Source organism: Streptomyces anulatus (assembly GCF_000721175.1).
GTDB lineage: Bacteria > Actinomycetota > Actinomycetes > Streptomycetales > Streptomycetaceae > Streptomyces > Streptomyces anulatus_C.
Genome location: NZ_JOEZ01000030.1, coordinates 23,395 through 41,172, shown reverse-complemented (window position 1 = coordinate 41,172; position 17,778 = coordinate 23,395). Strand labels below are relative to the sequence as shown.

16 protein-coding genes are annotated in these 17,778 nt (G+C 72.1%); 13 read left to right on the top strand and 3 right to left on the bottom strand.

Annotated features, from left to right (window positions below):
• The first annotated feature begins 81 nt into the window (after positions 1 to 81).
• From IG90_RS0129520 to IG90_RS0129470, 10 genes are all read left to right on the top strand, one after another.
• Complete coding sequence (locus IG90_RS0129520; RefSeq protein WP_030591098.1) at positions 82 to 1,806, top strand: GAF domain-containing sensor histidine kinase; 1,725 nt, start codon at positions 82 to 84, stop codon at positions 1,804 to 1,806.
• 829 nt (positions 1,807 to 2,635) lie between these two features.
• The gene (locus IG90_RS0129510) at positions 2,636 to 3,265 is read left to right on the top strand and encodes a DoxX family membrane protein (protein ID WP_030591094.1); all 630 of its coding nucleotides are present in this window, start codon (positions 2,636 to 2,638) and stop codon (positions 3,263 to 3,265) included.
• A 152-nt stretch (positions 3,266 to 3,417) separates the two neighbouring features.
• Positions 3,418 to 4,323, top strand: a complete 906-nt coding sequence (locus tag IG90_RS0129505) for a universal stress protein (RefSeq protein WP_030591082.1) — start codon at positions 3,418 to 3,420, stop codon at positions 4,321 to 4,323.
• Positions 4,324 to 4,668: 345 nt separating this feature from the next.
• Entirely contained in the window at positions 4,669 to 5,109 is a 441-nt protein-coding gene (locus IG90_RS0129500) for a pyridoxamine 5'-phosphate oxidase family protein (protein ID WP_030591080.1), read from the top strand.
• A gap of 509 nt (positions 5,110 to 5,618) precedes the next feature.
• Positions 5,619 to 6,413, top strand: coding sequence for a sigma 54 modulation/S30EA ribosomal C-terminal domain-containing protein (locus IG90_RS0129495; protein ID WP_030591077.1), 795 nt, complete (start codon positions 5,619 to 5,621; stop codon positions 6,411 to 6,413).
• 170 nt (positions 6,414 to 6,583) lie between these two features.
• The gene (locus IG90_RS0129490) at positions 6,584 to 7,504 is read left to right on the top strand and encodes a universal stress protein (RefSeq protein WP_030591074.1); all 921 of its coding nucleotides are present in this window, start codon (positions 6,584 to 6,586) and stop codon (positions 7,502 to 7,504) included.
• A gap of 292 nt (positions 7,505 to 7,796) precedes the next feature.
• Positions 7,797 to 8,672: a universal stress protein gene (locus IG90_RS0129485; protein ID WP_030591071.1), complete on the top strand. Its 876-nt coding sequence runs from the start codon at positions 7,797 to 7,799 to the stop codon at positions 8,670 to 8,672.
• Between the two features lie 502 nt (positions 8,673 to 9,174).
• Entirely contained in the window at positions 9,175 to 10,074 is a 900-nt protein-coding gene (locus IG90_RS0129480) for a universal stress protein (protein ID WP_030591057.1), read from the top strand.
• A gap of 32 nt (positions 10,075 to 10,106) precedes the next feature.
• Positions 10,107 to 11,129 (top strand): alcohol dehydrogenase AdhP, encoded by a 1,023-nt coding sequence (gene adhP, locus IG90_RS0129475; RefSeq protein WP_030591054.1) that lies wholly within the window; start codon positions 10,107 to 10,109, stop codon positions 11,127 to 11,129.
• A gap of 5 nt (positions 11,130 to 11,134) precedes the next feature.
• Positions 11,135 to 11,998: a universal stress protein gene (locus tag IG90_RS0129470; RefSeq protein ID WP_030591051.1), complete on the top strand. Its 864-nt coding sequence runs from the start codon at positions 11,135 to 11,137 to the stop codon at positions 11,996 to 11,998.
• Between the two features lie 306 nt (positions 11,999 to 12,304).
• On the opposite strand, the gene IG90_RS0129465 is transcribed toward IG90_RS0129470, so the two are convergent.
• From IG90_RS0129465 to IG90_RS0129455, 3 genes are all read right to left on the bottom strand, one after another.
• Complete coding sequence (locus IG90_RS0129465; protein WP_030591049.1) at positions 12,305 to 12,760, bottom strand: cyclic nucleotide-binding domain-containing protein; 456 nt, start codon at positions 12,758 to 12,760, stop codon at positions 12,305 to 12,307.
• A gap of 90 nt (positions 12,761 to 12,850) precedes the next feature.
• Positions 12,851 to 14,326, bottom strand: a complete 1,476-nt coding sequence (locus IG90_RS39870; protein ID WP_233436117.1) for a cation:proton antiporter — start codon at positions 14,324 to 14,326, stop codon at positions 12,851 to 12,853.
• Between the two features lie 4 nt (positions 14,327 to 14,330).
• Positions 14,331 to 14,810 (bottom strand): cation:proton antiporter regulatory subunit, encoded by a 480-nt coding sequence (locus tag IG90_RS0129455; RefSeq protein WP_030591046.1) that lies wholly within the window; start codon positions 14,808 to 14,810, stop codon positions 14,331 to 14,333.
• A gap of 363 nt (positions 14,811 to 15,173) precedes the next feature.
• Here IG90_RS0129455 and IG90_RS0129450 point away from each other — a divergent pair, with 363 nt between their 5' ends.
• The 3 genes from IG90_RS0129450 (at position 15,174) to IG90_RS0129440 (ending at position 17,652) form a co-directional block, all read left to right on the top strand.
• Entirely contained in the window at positions 15,174 to 16,091 is a 918-nt protein-coding gene (locus IG90_RS0129450; RefSeq protein ID WP_030591043.1) for a universal stress protein, read from the top strand.
• A 259-nt stretch (positions 16,092 to 16,350) separates the two neighbouring features.
• Positions 16,351 to 17,232, top strand: coding sequence for a universal stress protein (locus IG90_RS0129445; protein ID WP_030591041.1), 882 nt, complete (start codon positions 16,351 to 16,353; stop codon positions 17,230 to 17,232).
• Between the two features lie 201 nt (positions 17,233 to 17,433).
• Entirely contained in the window at positions 17,434 to 17,652 is a 219-nt protein-coding gene (locus IG90_RS0129440; RefSeq protein WP_030591038.1) for a hypothetical protein, read from the top strand.
• The last annotated feature ends 126 nt before the right edge of the window (positions 17,653 to 17,778 follow it).

The window sequence follows — 17,778 nt, the reverse complement described above, 5'->3', positions numbered from 1 at the left end:
TCTTCGTCCTGTTCGAGCCGTTACTGTGGTGGTTGAACGGGGCGGTTGCCGACAGGCGGTGTGGCGTTGGAGGAGCAGCGGGTGGAGAACGCCGAGGAAGCCGGCGAGGCACGGGTACGACTGCCGCAACTGCGACTGGACGAGTTGCTGGAGGAGCTGCAGGCCCGGCTGGACGCGGCGCGAGGGACCCGGGACCGGGTTCACAGCCTGCTGGAGGCCGTGCTGTCGGTCGGTCGTGAGCTGGACCTGGAGCAGGCGCTGCGCAGCATCGTGGAGGCCGCGGCGGCACTGGTCGACGCCGAGTACGCCGCGCTCGGGGTGATCGGCCCGGACGGCCTACGGCTGTCGGCTTTCCACACGGTGGGTGTGGACGAGGAACAGATCGCGAGGATCGGACCCTACCCGGAAGGCCACGGCATCCTGGGCGAGTTGATCCGCCACCCGGAGCCGTTGCGACTGCCCAAGCTCTCCGAGCACCCGGCCTCCTACGGCTTCCCGGCCCACCACCCGCCGATGAACACCTTCCTCGGCGTCCCCATCCGGGTGCGTGACCACGTCTTCGGCAACCTGTACCTGACGGAGAAGCGCGGCGGGCAGCAGTTCGACGAGGACGACGAGTCGGTGCTCGCCACGCTGGCCGTGGCGGCCGGCGTGGCGATCGACAACGCCCGCCTCTACGAGGAGTCCCGGCTACGGGAGCGCTGGCTGCAGGCGAACGCGGAGATCACCCACACGTTGATGTCCGGCGCCGATCAGGGCGGGGTGCTGCCGCTGATCGCGGAGCGGGCCAGGGAGATCACCGCTTCGGCCCTGAGCGTGGTGGCCATGCCCGTGAGGGGGACGGACACACTCGCCGTGGAACTCGCGATAGGCCAGGAGGCCGACGTGTGGCGGGGGGTCGTCCTGCCGGTGGAAGGCACTCTCGTCGGGCAGGCGTTCGTTCGCCGGGCTCCTGTCACCACCGCGGACGTTTCACGTGACTTCCCGCTCTCGGTCGGCCCGCCGCGCTTCGAAGGGCTGGGACCGGCCGTCGCCGTGCCGATCGGCTCGCGCGACGAGGCCCAGGGGGTGGTCCTGCTGGTCCGGCAGTCGGGCGGCCGGGAGTTCACCGAGAAGGAGACCGAGTCGCTCCAGGTCTTCGCCGCGCAGGCTGCCGTCGCGATGGAGCTGGCGGAACGCCGCCAGGACGCCGAGCAGATCACGCTGCTGGAGGACCGCGACCGGATCGCACGCGACCTGCACGACCTGGCCATCCAACGGCTCTTCGCCACCGGCATGACGCTGCAGAGTGCTGGGCGGCGCGTCCAGGACGACGTGGCTTCCGAGCGGATCCTGCGGGCGGTGGACGACCTCGACGAAACCATCAAGATCATCAGATCGACGATCTTCGGCCTCCGCTCCCGCGACGACGACGCGGCGCCCGGCTTGCGCTCCCGCGCGGTACGCGCGATCGGTGAGGCGGCTCCTCTTCTGGGCTTCGCCCCCAGTGTCCGCATGGAGGGCCTGCTCGACACGCACGTGCCCGGTCAGACCGCCGACCATGTCATGGCCGTCCTCACCGAGTCCCTGACCAACATCGCCCGGCACGCCCGCGCCGACCGCGCCGACGTGGTGCTGGACACCGACGGCAAGCAGGTCCGCCTGACGGTCACGGACAACGGCGTCGGCATCCCGGCCGGAGGCCGCCGCAGCGGCCTGGCCAACATGGCGGAACGCGCGCGGACGCTCGGCGGCGACATGGAGCTGGAGAGCCCGGAGGGAAAGGGGGCGCGGCTCGTGTGGCACGCTCCCCTGGGACAGTTCTAGGGCCTGTCTGACGATTCCCGTCGTCGCCCGCGGGGCGGCCGCGCGGCGTCAGGTGCGTGCTCTCGGCGGGCCGGCCCCAGGCCCTCGTACTGGGCGTACGTGGGTCTGGGGCCGGCACGGCGAGAGTGCCCGCATGGCGTCGTGAGGCAGACGGGAATCGTCAGACAGGGGGGCACTGCGGAGGGTGCCCGTCCCGCCTCGTGAAGCGCGGCTCAGCTGCTGAGCGGCTCTTCGGCCCCTTTTCCGGAGGCCGCTGTCGAGCGGGGCGGCAGCTCGCCTGGCCATCGGCCCACAGCGTGGAAGCCCCAGCGACGAGGGGTGGGCCCGCTGAGCCGCCGGCGGTTCTCGGCGGCCTTGTCGGCGTCCGTCGCGTTGCTGCCCGCCCCTTCCCCAGGCACGCGGCACCCGGTCGGTTCCCGGCGGTCCTGGTAGGGGCGGGCCCGACCCTCCGCGAGAGCGGCCTCAGCGCCAGGGCAGGGTGCGGTGCAGGGGTGGCCCGGCCACGGCGGCCCCGACCGGCCGTTCCCGGGGCGGGGTGTCGAGCGTGGTGCGGTTCATCGGAACTCCTCCCGGTCCATGTCCGAGTCGGCGGGCTGGTGGATGACCCTGCCCGGCCCCGGTCCGTGTCCGCGCGTGCGGATGCGCGAGAACCTTGGGGAACTCGTCCGGCACCGGTCCGGACTGCTCGCTCGAATACGCCGAACGCCCCTTCTTCTAGGGGTCGTTCAGCCCTTCGCTGCGGACCTTCGGCGTCGGGTGCACGGTGGCGCGGGCCGGAAGAGTGAGCGATGTCGGGAACCACTCGGACAGTGTTGAAGGGACCATCGTCATGGCCGTGCACCAGCCCACTCACCGCCGCTCGGGTTTCCACCTGCCGTCGTTACGCAGGACCCAGGCGGCTTCCGGACCGGAGGCGGACGTGTCGGCGGGTGCCGGCACGCGTACCGCCTCGGCTCATGTTCTGGCCTCTGCACGTGTGTTGATGGGTTTCGTCTTCCTGTGGGCCTTCCTCGACAAAACGTTCGGCTTCGGTTACGCGACCGCCTCCGGCAAGGGCTGGACCGACGGTGTTTCGCCCACCGAGGGATTCCTCGGGCATGTCGCTGTCGGTCCGATGGAGTCGACGTTCCACGCGTGGGCCGGTGCGGCCTGGGCGGACTGGCTGTTCATGCTGGGCCTGCTCGGGGTCGGGCTGGCTCTGACGGCGGGGGTGGCGCTGCGTCTGGCGGCGCTCGCGGGAACGGTGATGATGGCGTTGATGTGGGTGGCGGAGTGGCCGCCCGCGCAGCACCTGTCAAACGGGTCGGCGAGCATGTCGACGAACCCGTTCGCCGACTATCACCTGGTCTATGCGGTGTTGCTGATCGCTCTGGCCGCTGTCTCGGCCGGTGACGTGTTCGGTCTGGGTCGGCTGTGGGCCCGGCTCCCGGTCGTCCGTGACCACGGATGGTTGCGCTGAACATCGCTGGTGGGGCGGGTCCGCCGACGGGCCCGTCCCACCAGCCCGTCGACAGGGACCGTCGGCTCTCTTCCGGGACCAGCGGCCCCTGCCCCGTGCGGCCGCCGCAGGACACGCTGAGAACAGACCGAACGACACAGGAGGTGGGCAGCATGGCTCGCTCGATCACCGTAGGACTCGACGGCTCGCCCGAGAGCCGGGCAGCAGCTGAGTGGGCGGCCCGCGAAGCGGCGCTGCGGGAGCAGCAGGTACGGCTGCTGCACGTGTGGCAGCCGGTGCCGGAGGCCATGGCTGAGGCTCCGCCTCTCGGCGCCGAGACACATCAGCACTGGACCGAGCAGATTCCCCGGGAAGCCGCGCAGGGACTGATGCTGCGTCACCCCGGCGTGGAGGTGGCCACCGAGCAGCGGACAGGAGTTCCGGCCGAGGTTCTGCTCGACGCCACGCGCGACGCGGAACTGCTGGTGCTGGGTTCCCGCGCCCTGGGTGGCCTCACGGGCTTCCTGGTCGGATCGGTCGGCCAGTCGGTGGTCGCCCGGACCAGGGTGCCCGTGGTCCTGGTGCGCGCCGGGGAGCGGGCCGCCGACGAGCACGTCGAGGACCCCGCCGGCCTTCCGTCCACCGCTACCGGTTTCCGGCCTGTGATCCTGGGTCTGGACACCGACAGTCCCGACGGCACGGTGATCACTTTTGCGTTCGAGGAGGCACGGCGCCGCCAGGCCGTGCTGACCGTCGCCACGGGCTGGAATCTCCCGTCCTACTACGCGTACAGCCTGGCCGCCGGTGTGGACCTTCGCGAGGACATCATCCGGGAGCAGGCCATGGCACTCACCGAAGTGCTCTTGCCGTGGCGGGAGAAGTACCCGGATGTGGAGGTGGCCGAGGTCTCTCGGCTCGGCAGTCCCGCCGGCCTCCTGATCGACGCCTCGCGCGACGCCTCCCTCGTCGTCGTGGGCCGGCGCGTGCGCCGCAGCCCCTTCGGCGCGCACATCGGTGCCGTCGCCCACGCGGTCATGCACCACGCCATCGCGCCGGTCGCCGTCGTCGCACACGACTGACGCGCGGACACGCCTGCCGCCACGCCGGCCACCGGACTCCTGCCCGCGCCAGCCGAGCATCGTCGCCCGGCACGACCTGCCGCGCGTCTTCCCGCGCCCGGACGCGGAGATCAGCGAATCGGTTCGACACGGCACGAGTGTGCCGCGGGGAGCCGCGAGGTGGTGCGGGGTGGCCGGCCGCGTCTACGCAGCCCGAGTACGGCACGACGAGCGGGGCAGCGGGAGAGAACATCGGCGTGAGGCCGTTCTCCGGCAGGTCAGGGACGGTCGGCCCTCGACGCCGGCCGTCCCTGCCGTGAACGATGAAGATCCGCGCAGGACCACGCACGGAAAGGCGACCGGCTGATGTACCGCAATGACGGATTTCGCGAACTGAACCGGCGGGAGAGCCTGCGCCGACTGGCCGAGGCGACTGTGGGGCGCATCGTCCACACGCGCGACGCCCTGCCGGCGGTCCTGCCGGTCAACTATCTTCTCGATGACGACGGTGCCGTGTTGCTGCGTACGTCAGCCTCCTCCGAGCTGGTCCGCGCCGTCGACGGCGCCGTCGTCGCTTTCGAGGCCGACGAGTTCGACACCGCGGCGCACTCCGGCTGGAGCGTCGTCGTCACCGGTCTCGCCTCGGTGGTGACCGACCCCGACGAGTACGAGCGCCTGGTCCGCACCGGGCCCCGCTCCTGGGTGCCCTGGCCCGTGGAGGTCTTCGTCCGTATCGAGCCGGAACTGGTCACCGGCCGGGAACTGGTCGGCGGGCGCACCCTCTACGGAGTGAACCTGCCCACGTGATCCGCCGGGTGCGCCCGGACATCGGCCCCCACCTTCCGCCGACACGAGATCGTCCTACCTGCGCAGGGGCTTTGCGGCGGTGTCCTCCGGCCGGCCCGACCGGCCTCTTTCGATCCCTGCCCGCTCCACCGGCGGTCCACGAGCCTGGTCCGCACGAGCCGTCATGGTCCGGTGGACGGCGGGCGGTGTCCCGCACCCGTCCGCACGGTGCGTCCCGGAGCACGAACGGCTCGGGTCCGCACGGGCGCCTGCCGGAAGCATCGCCTGAGGACACGTGATCCGGGCTGCCTGCCGGCGAGCGGCGTAGCGCGGTCCGCGCTGCGCCGCCCGTCCTTCCCGACCCTCCGGGCTCCGCGGGTGGCTGTGGGCCGAAGGGCCCTCACCGGCAGTCCGGTGGTCCTCGCGCACGGGCCTCCCACGGGTACGGGTGGCACCTCGGCGCGGACCCGTCGGCACTGCCGGGGATGAGCGGCGCGAGCCAGGCTGGGGGAGACCGAGGAGGAGTTGCCATGAGTGGTCTCAGGACCAGCGAAGAAGTCGACGTCCAGGTGCGGAACCGAGGACAGGTGCCGGACGGGGCGGAAGCCTACGCCCGGAGGAAGGTGCTCGTGGTGATCAGCCATGTGAGCGAACCGGTCCTGTCGGCCCAGGTGAAGCTCACGCAAGCCGCCAACGCCTCGGCGGCCCGTCCGGCGTCGGCTCAGGCCGTGGTGGACGTCAACGGCAGGCCGGTGCGGGCCCATGTCGCCGCGACCACCATGTTCGAGGCCGTCGATCTCCTGCAGGAACGCCTGACCGCGCGCATCGCCCGCGCACGGCGGAACAGGGCGCGCGGATCGCGCGGTGGCACGGACGACCGGACGTGGCGGGACGGCTCGGGTCATGAGCACCGCCCGCACCGCCAGCACCTTCCGGCCGAAGAGCGCCGCATCATCCGGCACAAGTCGTTCAGCCTGGCCCGGCAGACACCGCAGGACGCCGTGATCGACCTGGAGGCCATGGACCACGACTTCTGGCTCTTCACCGACCTGGCCTCAGGGCACGACAGCGTGGTCTACCGGGACGCTGTCGGCGGCCGGCATCGTATGGCGTCGCTCGGGACCACCGGCCGGCAACGGGACTTCGAGGGACCGCTGAGCGCCAGCACGGTTCCCGTCCCCGCGAGCGATGTGGACGAGGCCGTCCAGCGACTGCGCCTGACCGGCCTGCCCTTCGTCTTCTTCCACGACACCGGCACCGGCCGGGGCAGCGTGCTCTACCACCGCTACGACGGACACTACGGACTGATCACCCCGGCCCTGTAGGGGGACCATCCCACCGCCGTACCGCCCCTTCCGGCTCTCCCGGGATCGGACGGCTCGCGCTCGACGGCCCGCGCGCCGCCGCCAGGCGCCGCATCCGGGCCGTCGCCCTGCCCTCGCCTTCGCTCTGCCGCCGCTCCTCGACCAGACGCACCCCGCATTCGGAGGAAACCATGTCACGACGTACCGTCATCGCCGCTGTGGACGGCTCGGCCGAGTCGCTCGCCGCAGCGGCGTGGGCTGCCCGAGAGGCGCGCCTGCGCGGTCTGCCCCTGCACCTCCTCCATGCCCGGCAGGACCGTTCGCCGCTCTTCAGCCCCGCCCTGTCGGGGGGCATGGGCACCACATCCGACGGAACCACCATGACCCGGCACGGGGCGGAGCGCGTCCTCGCTGAGACGGCCGATCGGCTGGGGGAGGGGCATCCCGACCTCGACGTCAGCGTCGAGCAGGTCATCGGGCGCCCCGCGGAGGTGCTGCTCTCCGCGACGGAGCAGGCGGAGGTCCTGGTGATGGGATCGCGAGGGCTCGGTGTCCTCGGTGGTTTCCTGGCCGGATCGGTGTCCTCGCCCGTCATCGCACGTGCCGAGCGCCCGGTCGTCGTCGTGCGGCCCGGCGAACGGGCCGAGGACGGCAGGGCCGGTGGCAGCGCGGCCGGCAGGCAGTACCTCGATGTGGTGCTCGGCCTCGACCTCTCCCGGCCGTGTGACGAGTTGATCTCCTATGCCTTCGAAGCCGCCACCGCTCGCGCGGCCGGGCTGCTGGTCATCCACGGCTGGACCGCGCCGGCCGTCTTCGACCACGACCCCGCAGCCGCCGACCCCGGCCACCGGGTCGCCCGGGGACTGCGCGAAGCGAGCGCGCTCACGGACGTACTGCGGCCGTGGCGCGGCACGTTCCCGCAGGTCGAGGTCACAGAACAGTGTGTCGTCGGCAGGGCCGCCCACCACCTCGTGGACGCCTCCGCGGACGCCTCACTGCTGGTGGTGGGGCGGCGTGTACGCCGCTCACCGTTCGTCGCGCACGTCGGGCCGGTCACGCAAGCGGTGCTGCACCACGCCGCGGCCCCGGTCGCAGTGGTCCCACACCTGTGAAGCGCGTACGGTCGGCTCGACGCTGACAGAGAGACCGCCGGGTCGGCTGTCTCAACTTCCACGGCACACCGGCTCCCCGGAGCGGCCCTCCCGGCGGTCGCGCCGTCCACTCCCGGGCCGAGAGACGGTTCGAGGCCCCGTCGGCAGCACAACCAGGGCCGCTCAGGCCCACACCAGGGACGATCGGCTCCAGCGCCGGATGCCGGCCCCGTGCGAGGCTCATACCATCACTTCATCATGTCAGCACGTCCGCTGGAGTCTTCCCCTCCCAGCGACAGCATCAGGAGGCAACATGTCCGGCATCATCACCGTAGGACTGGACGGGACCGACCACGCTTCGGCGGCGGCGGACTGGGCGGCCCAGGAGGCGGAGCGCCGACGATCGGCCCTGCGACTGGTCCACGCCTGGGTCTGGCGACCCACCGACGAGGCGTACGTCGGAGACCGGGCGGCCGAGGAGCGCTGGGTGCGCAACATGCTCGACGAGGCCCGGTCCCGCGTGGCCAGGGAGCATCCGGCCCTGGACGTCACGACCGAGCTGATCGTCGACGACCCGGTGCCCACCCTCCTGGCCGAAGCCGCACGCGCCGACATGCTGGTGCTGGGATCGCGCGGTTACGGCACCCTGACCGGCTACCTGCTCGGTTCCATCTCGATGAAGGTGCTGCGCCACGCGGCCGGGCCGGTCGTCATGGTCGGGAAGCCGCATTCCGGCGCGCCCCAGCAGGCTCAGGAGGTGGTGGTCGGCGTGGAACCCGGGCAGATCGGTGACGCGGTCCTGGAGTTCGCCTTCTCAGCCGCGGCCGAACGCGGAGCGACCCTGCGCGCCGTAAACGCCTGGAGTGTCCCGACGGCCCTCGCCTGGAGTCCGGGTTCGCTGTACCTGGCCGACGAGGCGAACGGTCTGGAGCAGATCAACAGGGAGGTCCTGGCCGAGACCCTCGAGCCGTGGCTCGACAAGTATCCGCAGGTCGAGGTCGTCAAGCACTTCGAGATCGGCTCGGCCGCCGAGGTCCTGCTGTCCAACAGCGCAGGTGCCGGCCTCGTGGTCGTCGGGCGGCGCAGTCACGAGGCGGGCCTGCGACGCCTCGGCCCGGTCACCCACGCCGTTCTGCACCACGCCACTGCCCCCGTGGCGGTCGTGCCTCACGACTGTCCCCCCAGGTAGGACCGCCGCCCGCATCGCCTCGCCGTGCTGACGAAGGGGCGTGGGGGGAGAGACCTCAGTACCTCACACACACGCGGGGAATGCCGCACGGTGCTCGCGGGCACCGGTGCCGCGCAGCAGCGGACCGAGCGGATTCCCGGCACAGAAGTGCGGCTGCCGAGCACCGACGACGGCGTACCGGCCTTCACTTGTCACGTCGTGGTCGGCCCGGTGCGATGCCTTCTCTCCCGCGCCGGCCGGAGCGGCCCGGGCGGACCGCTCCGGCCGCGCCGGGTCGAGCGGTACCCGCCCGGTGCCGCTCGACCCGGCGCGGCTGTGGCCGTCCGCTTCCGGCCGTCCCGGGCAACGGGTGCCTGCGGCTGAGCACCCCCGGTGCCCCGGACCGCCGCTCACCCGCACCGATGGGGCCGGTCGGCCCCTGCGGGGGACCAGCGGCCCCTGCCGCGAGAACCTGCCGAACGCGAAGCTGGAACCAGAGCATCCGACACCGGAGGAGACCATCATGGCCCGCACGATCACCGTAGGACTCGACGGATCGGCCGAGAGCGGAGCCGCTGCCGAATGGGCGGCGCGCGAGGCGAAACTGCGTGACCTGCCGGTACGGCTGATCCACGTGTGGATGCCGGTGCCGGAGCCGATGGCCCAGGCCCCGCTCCTGGGAGCAGAGACCCACCAGCACTGGACCGAGCGGGTCCCCCGCGAAGCCGCCGAAGGGCTGAGACTGCGTCACCCAGGGGTCGAGGTGAGCACCGAGCAGCGTACCGGGACGCCGACCGAGGCCCTCGTAGAAGCCGCCGGCGACGCGGAGTTGCTGGTCCTCGGGTCCCGGGCGCTGAGCGGGCTCGGCGGATTCCTCGTGGGCTCCGTCGGACAGGCCGTGATCGCCCGGACCAAGGTGCCCGTGGTCCTGGTGCGCGCCGGGGAGCAGGCCGCCGACGAGCACGTCATGGACCCCGCGGGCATTCCGTCCGCCGCCACTGCGTTCCGGCCCGTCGTCCTCGGCCTGGGCAGCCCCGACGACGCCGTCATCGCCTTCGCCTTCGAGGAGGCGAAGCGCCGCGAGACCGCCTTGTACGCGGTCCAGGCCTGGGACTCGTGGCCCTATGCCGTGTACACCATCGGGCCGGGTTTCGAGGACCACGAGGAGTTCTCCCGCCAGAGGGCCGCCGCACTCGCCGAGACCCTGCGTCCGTGGCGGCAGAAGTATCCGGACGTCGAGGTCGTCGAGGTGTCCCGCCCGGGTAGCGCCGCCGCTCTCCTGGTCGACGCCTCCCGTGACGCCTCCCTCGTCGTCGTCGGCCGGCGCGTACGCCGTAACCCCATCGGCATCCACATCGGTGCCGTTACCCACGCGGTGCTCCACCACTCCACCGCGCCCGTCGCCGTCGTCGCACACGCCTGACGCACATCCGGACACAAGAGAACGAGGACATCATGAAGGCAGCGGTCGTACGGGAATTCGGTCAGCCCCTGGTCATCGAGGAGCGCCCCGACCCCGAGCCCGGCCCCGGACAGGTCCGCGTCCGCGTAGAGGCGTCCGGGCTGTGCCACACCGACATCCACGCCGCGCACGGTGACTGGCCCGTCAAGCCCACCCCGCCGTTCGTGCCCGGTCACGAAGGTGTCGGCCTCGTGGAGAAGCTCGGCGAGGGTGTCACTCATCTCGCCGTCGGTCAACGGGTCGCCGTGCCGTGGCTCGGCAGCGCGTGCGGGCGGTGCGAGCACTGCCTGTCGGGGTGGGAGACGCTGTGCGAGAGCCAGGTCAACACCGGTTACGGCTGCGACGGCGGATACGCCGAGAAGATGCTGGCCTGGGCCAACTTCGCCCAGCTGGTGCCAGAGGGCGTCAGCGCCGTCGACGCGGCCCCGCTGACCTGCGCGGGCGTCACCACCTACAAGGCCCTGAAGGTCGCCGGCGTCCGGCCGGCACAGCTCGTCGCCATCTCCGGGGTGGGCGGTCTCGGCCATCTGGCGGTGCAGTACGCGAAGATCGCCGGAGCCACCGTCGCCGCCATCGACGTCACCGACGAGAAGCTGGAACTCGCCCGTGAACTGGGGGCCGACATCCTCATCGACGCCCGTACCCAGGACGTCGGGGCGGAGCTGAAGCGGCACGGCGGCGCTCACGCCGCACTCGCTCTCGCCGTCAGCCCGGCCGCCTTCGAAGCCGTCAACTCGGGTCTGCGGCGCGGTGGGAAGCTCGTCATGGTGGCCCTGCCCGCGCACGGCACCATCCAGGTGCCCATCTTCGACACCGTGCTCAACGGCACTTCGGTGATCGGCTCCATCGTCGGCACCCGCCAGGACCTCGCGGAGGTCTTCCAGCTCCACGCGGACGGCCGGACGAAGGTCATCCAGGAGACCCGCCCGCTCACCGCCGTCAACGAATCGATCGACGAGGTCCTGCACGGGCAGGTCAAGGCCCGCATCGTCTTCGACCTCGGCGCGGGAGGCTGAGAGCGATGAACCTGCCCCTGGTCGTCGGCGTCGACGGCTCCGAGCCCAGCCTGCGGGCCGTCGACTGGGCGGCCGACGAGGCCGCCCTGCGCCGGGTGCCCCTGCGGATCGTGTACGCCTCCCTGTGGGAGCGTTACGAGGGGCCCGCACTCGCGCCGGAAGTCGGCAGCTCGTCCGGGCGTGTCGCCGCGGAGGACATCCTCGCGGCCGCGGCCCTGCGGGCGCTGCGCCATCATGCAGAGCTGCCCGTGACGACCGCCGACGTGCTGGAGGAGCCCGAGCACGCCCTCGTGCGCGAAAGCCGCGACGCGTCCGCCGTGGTCGTAGGCACCCGTGGACGCAGCGGTATCGCAGATCTGCTTCTGGGCTCCGTCAGTCTGACCGTGGCCGCACAAGCGGACTGCCCGGTCATCGTGATCCGTGGCAACCACAGCAACCGCGCCGTCGGCGGAGGCCAGGACCACATCGTCGTCGGAGTGGCCGACGCGCCGACAGCGGCCGTGCGCTTCGCCTACGCGGAGGCGAAGCGGCGCGGTGTCGCGTTGGAGGCGGTACGGGCGTGGCGGTGCCCCGTGCACGAGACGGTCGACCACCCTCTGCTCGCGGGTGATCCCGAGCGCCTGCACGAGGAACGGGCGGCCAAGGAGCTGGAGGAAGCTCTCGCCGACGCTCCCGTGGAGCTTCGGCTGCGTCGGCGCACGGTGGAGGGCCCCGCCCACAGGGTCCTCCTGGCCGCCTCGCGAGACGCCGGCCTCCTCATCGTCGGCCGACGGCGTCCCGGCCGCCTGGGACCCCGTCTCGGACGGGTCGCCCACACGGTCCTGCACCACTCCGGCTGCCCTGTCGTGGTCGTGCCCGAACCGGAGTGAGGGCAAAGGCTCCGACGCGGGACGACGGGGACGACGGGGAGAGCGGACCGGTTTCTGCCAGGCGGTGGCCTACCCGTTCACCCGCGACACGCGGCAGACCGCCCTGCCGGAGAGTTCGCGGTAACAGGACAGCTGACTCGCCGGACTGTGCGACGGAGCCGGTGGACGGTGCCTACTACCGTGCCCAGGGCACGGCAGAGGTGACGCTGTGAGGGACCAGGACCGAGGTGGTCCGCCGGCCGCCCGGCGGACCACCGCACCGCCCGCATGGTGCGCGACACGGCCGGCAGTGTGCGAAGGGCGCGCTCATGTTCCGTCTTCGCCGCCGCGAGGGGCGTTCAGGTCGAGGAGCCGCTTGCGTGACGCCTGGAGCCGGCAGGCGACCACCGAGCCGACCCAGACAGCGATCGATCGCCCGAACTCCGCGTCCGCGGCACACATGGCCCGCACGGTCGCCGCGTCGAATTCCCAGGCGCGCACCGGGCTCACGGCCTGGGCGCCCAGCTGCCACCGGTAGGGCGGGAAGTGCCAGGACCAGCCGAGGAGCTCCTCGTGACCCAGAGAGCCGATGGTCGGGGCCCGCTGCCCGGGGACTTGCGAGTCGAGAGCGACGGTGCCGCTCCGAATGATCCAGAACCGGTCTGCCGGCCCGCCCTCCTCAAGCAGACGGGTACCCGGCTCGAAGACGGCTTCCCTGGCCGTGCGCATCAGCCTGTTCCGGTGGGCGGGCGGCAGGGCCGCGGTCATCGTGGTGGTGATCATCGTGCCGGTTCCCTTCTTCCTCCGGCGGCTGTCCGGTCGGTGGCATGCTGCCGGTCGCAGACGCATTCGCCTGTTGCGAAGACTCCTGACTCAGGCTGCCCGCTGGCAGGGGCATGAGTCATGTACCGACAGGACCCGCTGGTGAGCCGTTCGGCCCCACTTGCCTGCCCGGTTGCACCGCTGCGCGGCCCAGAGCAGTACCGGATGAGGGAGAAGCGCGGGATTCAGCTTTGCGGCGGCCCGTTCCGCGTGGCCGGGCTCTCGGCCGGGCCGCCCGGCCCACGCGCTGTCGCAGGCTCGTACGCCGGTCCTTCGAGGCTGAAGCCCCTCCGTGCGGAGATCTCGGTGCCGTCTGCCGTCTGCCGTCTGCCGTCTGGCGTCCGCCGTCTGACGGATCAGCACACGCGCATGCGGCGTCGCGGTGAGCGCTTCGCATCGGACGGGCGCGGTCCGGTGAAGCGGGTGATGACGGGGCCGGCCACGGCGAGCAGGAGGACGTAGGCGGCGACCAGGGAGCCGGTCATGGCCGTTGCCCATGAGGCCGATGATGACGATGGAGAACTCGCCCCGGGCGATGAGCGCGGTCCCCGCCCGCAGCCGTCCTCGGCGTCCCACTCCCGCGCGGCGTGCCGCGTACCAACCGGACGCCACCTTCGTCGCGGCGGTGACAACGGCCAGGAGCAAGGCGACCGGAAGTACAGGCAGCAGCGAGTCCGGCGGGATGGACAGGCCGATGGCGAGAAAGAACACCGCGGCGAACAGGTCTCGCAGCGGGCTCAGTACCTTCCGTGCCCGGTCGGCCGCTTCGCCCGTGAGGGAGAGCCCGACCAGGAAGGCGCCGACCGCCGCCGAGACGTGGACGGCCTCCGCGAGGGCCGCCACGACGAGTGTCACGCCGAGGACGCGCAGCAGCAGCTGCTCCGCGTCGGGGTGCGACAGCAGTCGCCCCAGATGATGCCCCCACCAGTAGGACATGGTCAGCGCGGCCACGACGGCGCCCAGGGCCAGCAGCACTCCGAGCAGGGCCTGCTGCCATGTGCCTCCGGCGGCCACGACGGCGAGCAGCGGAAGGTACGCGGCCATCGCGAAGTCTTCCAGCACCAGCACGGACAGTACTGCCGGGGTCTCCCGGTTGCTCATCCTCCGCAGGTCGCCCAGGAGCCGGGCGATGATTCCCGAGGAGGAGATGTAGGTCACCCCGGCGAGCGCGAGGATGCCTCCGGCGTCCAGCCCGAACAGCCATCCCGCCACCGCGCCGGGGGTCGCGTTCAGTACGAGATCGACCCATGCCGAGGGCAGATGGCGGCGCAGACTGACCGTGAACTCCGGCACGGTGAACTCGAGACCGAGCACCAGCAGCAGAAGGACGACGCCGATGCCCGCGCCGGTCTCCACGAAGGAGCCGGCTGCCGGGACGGGGGCGATTCCTCCCTCTCCCAGCGCCAGGCCGGCCAGGAGATACAACGGGACGGGGGACAGGGCGAAGCGTCGGGCCAGCGTGCCGAGCATGCTCAGGAAAGCGAGGATGATGCCCAGCTCCAGCAGCAGGGCGACCGAGATGTGCATCCGCTCAGCCCCGGACGAGGCGGTCCACTGCGGCGATCCCCTCGCGGGTCCCGATCACCACCAGTACGTCCCCCGCACTGAGGACCTTCTCCGGCCCGGGGGACGGGATGACCTCCTCATCACGGACGATCGCCACGATCGACGCGCCCGTCCGTGTCCGTGCCCTGGATTCTCCCAGTGGGCGGCCGACGAACGGGGTGCCGGCGAGCACCTCGACCTGCCCGGCGCTGAGCCCGGGCACCTCTTTGGTCAGATCCGCGAACCGCTCGGCGATGCGCGGCGCGCCCAGGATCTCGGCGAGGACGTCGGCCTCCTCGCCGGTGAGCCGGAACACGGCCCTTGCCTGGTCCGGGTCACCTTCTCCGTAGACCGCCACTTCGAAGTCGCCCGAGCGCCGTGCGACCACACCGACCTTGTCACCCTCCCGATTGACGAACTCGTAGAGCAGCCCCACACCCGGCAGTAGCACTTCGTTGACGTCCACCTGCACTCATCCCGTCCGCCGTGAAACCGTTGTCGTGCGGCTCGGTAGTCCTGACCGCCGTGCCCGGTGTATTCGGCATCCGAGGACGGCAGCTCAAGCTCCGGCATCGGCCGCGGAGGCCCACGGGTCACTCTTCCTCCCGTCGCGCTCGGGCCGGCAGAGCCCGAGCGGCCCCGCACTGAGGGCCGGACGGGGCCTCCGTACGACAACTGCCTCCCGCCGGGGCGCCGGCAGCGGCCGTGTCGGACGAGCGTGTCGGGACGGTCGGCCCTGAAAATGGCCCACACGCCCCATGGCAGGAGGAGCATGAGCGGGGTGGGCTGGGATACGAGAGAGCCAGGCGGTCCGGACGTAGGAGGCATTGTGAGTGGTCTGGTGGTCGTGGGTGTGGACGGGTCGGAGTCGAGTTTCGCCGCGGTGGAGGCGGCGGCTCGGGAGGCGCGGGCACGTGGGGTGGGGCTGCGGGTGGTGCACGCGCTGGTCTGGCCGGTGACGTACGTGCTTCCGCGCCCTTCTCCGGGGGGCACGTCGCCGTTGGGGCCGCCGCCGATGGACCCGTCCGAGGACGCGCTTCGGAAGATGGCCGAGGGGCTGGTGGCCGAGGCGGTCGGGCGTGCGCGGGCCGAATCGACGGATGTCGAGGTCAGCCACGCCGTGGTGACCGGTGAGCCCCTGACCGTCCTGGAGGCGGAGTCCCGCGCGGCCGAGCTGGTCGTGGTGGGGTCCCGGGGGCTGGGCGGGTTCGGCGGGCTGCTGGCCGGGTCGACGGCGGTGCACCTGGTGGCACACGGGCGATGTCCGGTGCTGGTGGTTCGCGAGCAGCCACGCGCGGACGGTCCGGTCGTGCTGGGCGTCGACGGCTCGGCCGCGGGCGAACCGGCGGTGGACTTCGCCTTCGCCACGGCGGAGCGTCGGAAGGCCCCCCTGGTGGCGCTGCACGCCTGGACGACGTGGAACGCGCCACTGCCCGCTCCACAGGACGCGTCCGCTCCGTACGCCAACCCACCGGGCGCTCTCGCCGAGGAGGAGGAGACGCTGCTGTCCGAGGCGCTCGCGGGCTACCGGGCGCGCTACCCGGACGTGGTGGTGGAGCGCCGGGTGGTGCACGGCCGAACGCGCGAGGCGCTGATCGACGCGAGCCGCTCCGCACAGCTGATGGTGGTCGGTGCCCGAGGGCGCGGTGGGTTCGCCGGACTGCTGCTCGGCTCGGTCAGCCAGGCCGTGCTGCACCACGCCCACTGCCCGGTCGCGGTGGTGCGGGCGGCGGGCGCGCAGCACTGACCACGTCCCGCCGACGGGCGCGCCGGCCAGTTCCGGGGTGCTGACGCGGACTGCCGAACGGACGGTGATGACGCCGCGGGGCATGTACGTCCGCACGGCGAGGGCGCAGCCCTGCCCGGTCGCGACGGCTTCAGGGCCGCTCGGCAGGGCCGAGTGGTCCTGAAGGCGGCCTGATGGTCCCTGGGCGCAACGCGGTGGCTGCGCCCAGGATGGGGGTCGACGAGCCGCGCATCGGCGGCGTCCAGGACGGGAGAATGCAATGACTGATCCGGTGATCGTGGGTGTGGACGGTTCCGCCTCGAGCCTTGAGGCGGTCGACGTGGCGGCTCGTGAGGCTCGCCTGCGCGGCGCCCCGCTGCGGATCGTGCACGCTTTCGGCCACGCGCCTGGCTACCGTCCGGCCGGCGGGCCACCGTGGAGCCCGGCCGCCCACGGTCTGGAGCCGATGGTCGACGGTGTGCTGGCCGGCGCCGAGGAACGGGCGCACGCGGCGGCGCCGGGCGTGACCGTCACCCGGTCGGTGGTGGCCGGGGAGGCGCTGGAGGTGATGGAGATCGAATCGCGGTCGGCGTCCTTGGCCGTCGTCGGCAGCCGGGGGCTGAGCGGCTTCTCGGGATTGCTGGTGGGCTCGACCGCGGTACACCTGGCCGCACATGGCCACTGCCCGCTGATGGTGGTGCGAGGCCGCCCCGATCCGGCCGGAGCGGTGCTGCTGGCCGTGGACGGCTCCGATGCCGGTGGCGCGGCGGTGGAGTTCGCGTTCGCCGAGGCCGCCCTGCGCGGGGTGCCGCTGGTGGCCCTGCACGTCTGGAACACCTGGAGCGAGCGCGCCTACGAAGGCCCCGGCGACCCCCTCAACGCCATGGTGGTGGATATCGAACGGCTCCGTGAGGCCGAGCAGAGCCTGTTGGACGAGACGGTCGCCACCTGCCAGAAGGAGTTCCCTCAGGTCACGGTGGAGCGCCGTCTGGAGCGTTCCCGGATCCGCCCGGCACTGATCGAGGCCAGCCGCGACGCTCAACTGGTGGTGGCCGGCGCCCGGGGACACGGTGGCTTCACCGGCCTGCTGCTCGGCTCGGTCAGCCAGGCCCTGCTGCACCACGCCCACTGCCCCGTCACCGTGGTCCGCGGCCAGGAATGACGCTGCCTCAGCAGACCACGACCGAGGGCAGCGCTCTGCCGGTACCGGGGGGCCCGCAGCGGGATGCCCATCGACGCGACGCCGCCGACGTGGCGGGCTCGCTCGCAGTGGTTCCGGCCCTTGGCCTGACCACTGCGGCGCCGAACGGCGGGCCGACGCCTGGGGAGCCGACGAACTCGCCGAGCCGGTACGCCGGCCGCAGTGGCTGCGTCTGCTGGAACGGACCTGCACGACGCGCTGCTGCCGTTCGCGCTGTGCAACGACGCCCGCCTCACTCCGGAGGGCATCATCGGAGACCCGACCGAAGCTGCCCTGGTGGTCCTCGCTGTCAAAGCAGGCATCGACGTCGACCTGCGCGCGCACATGACGCGTACGGTCGCGCGGCAGCCCGTACGGAAGCCCCGACGCTCGCACGCGTGACGGTTCGGGGGAGAGCCGGACCCGGCCGAGCGGCACCTCCAGCCCGGCGAGGCGGGGGCCGTCCACGTTCCGCGCCACCGATCCCATCCGGCCGCATTGGTCCGGACCGCAGCGGGCTGCCTGCTA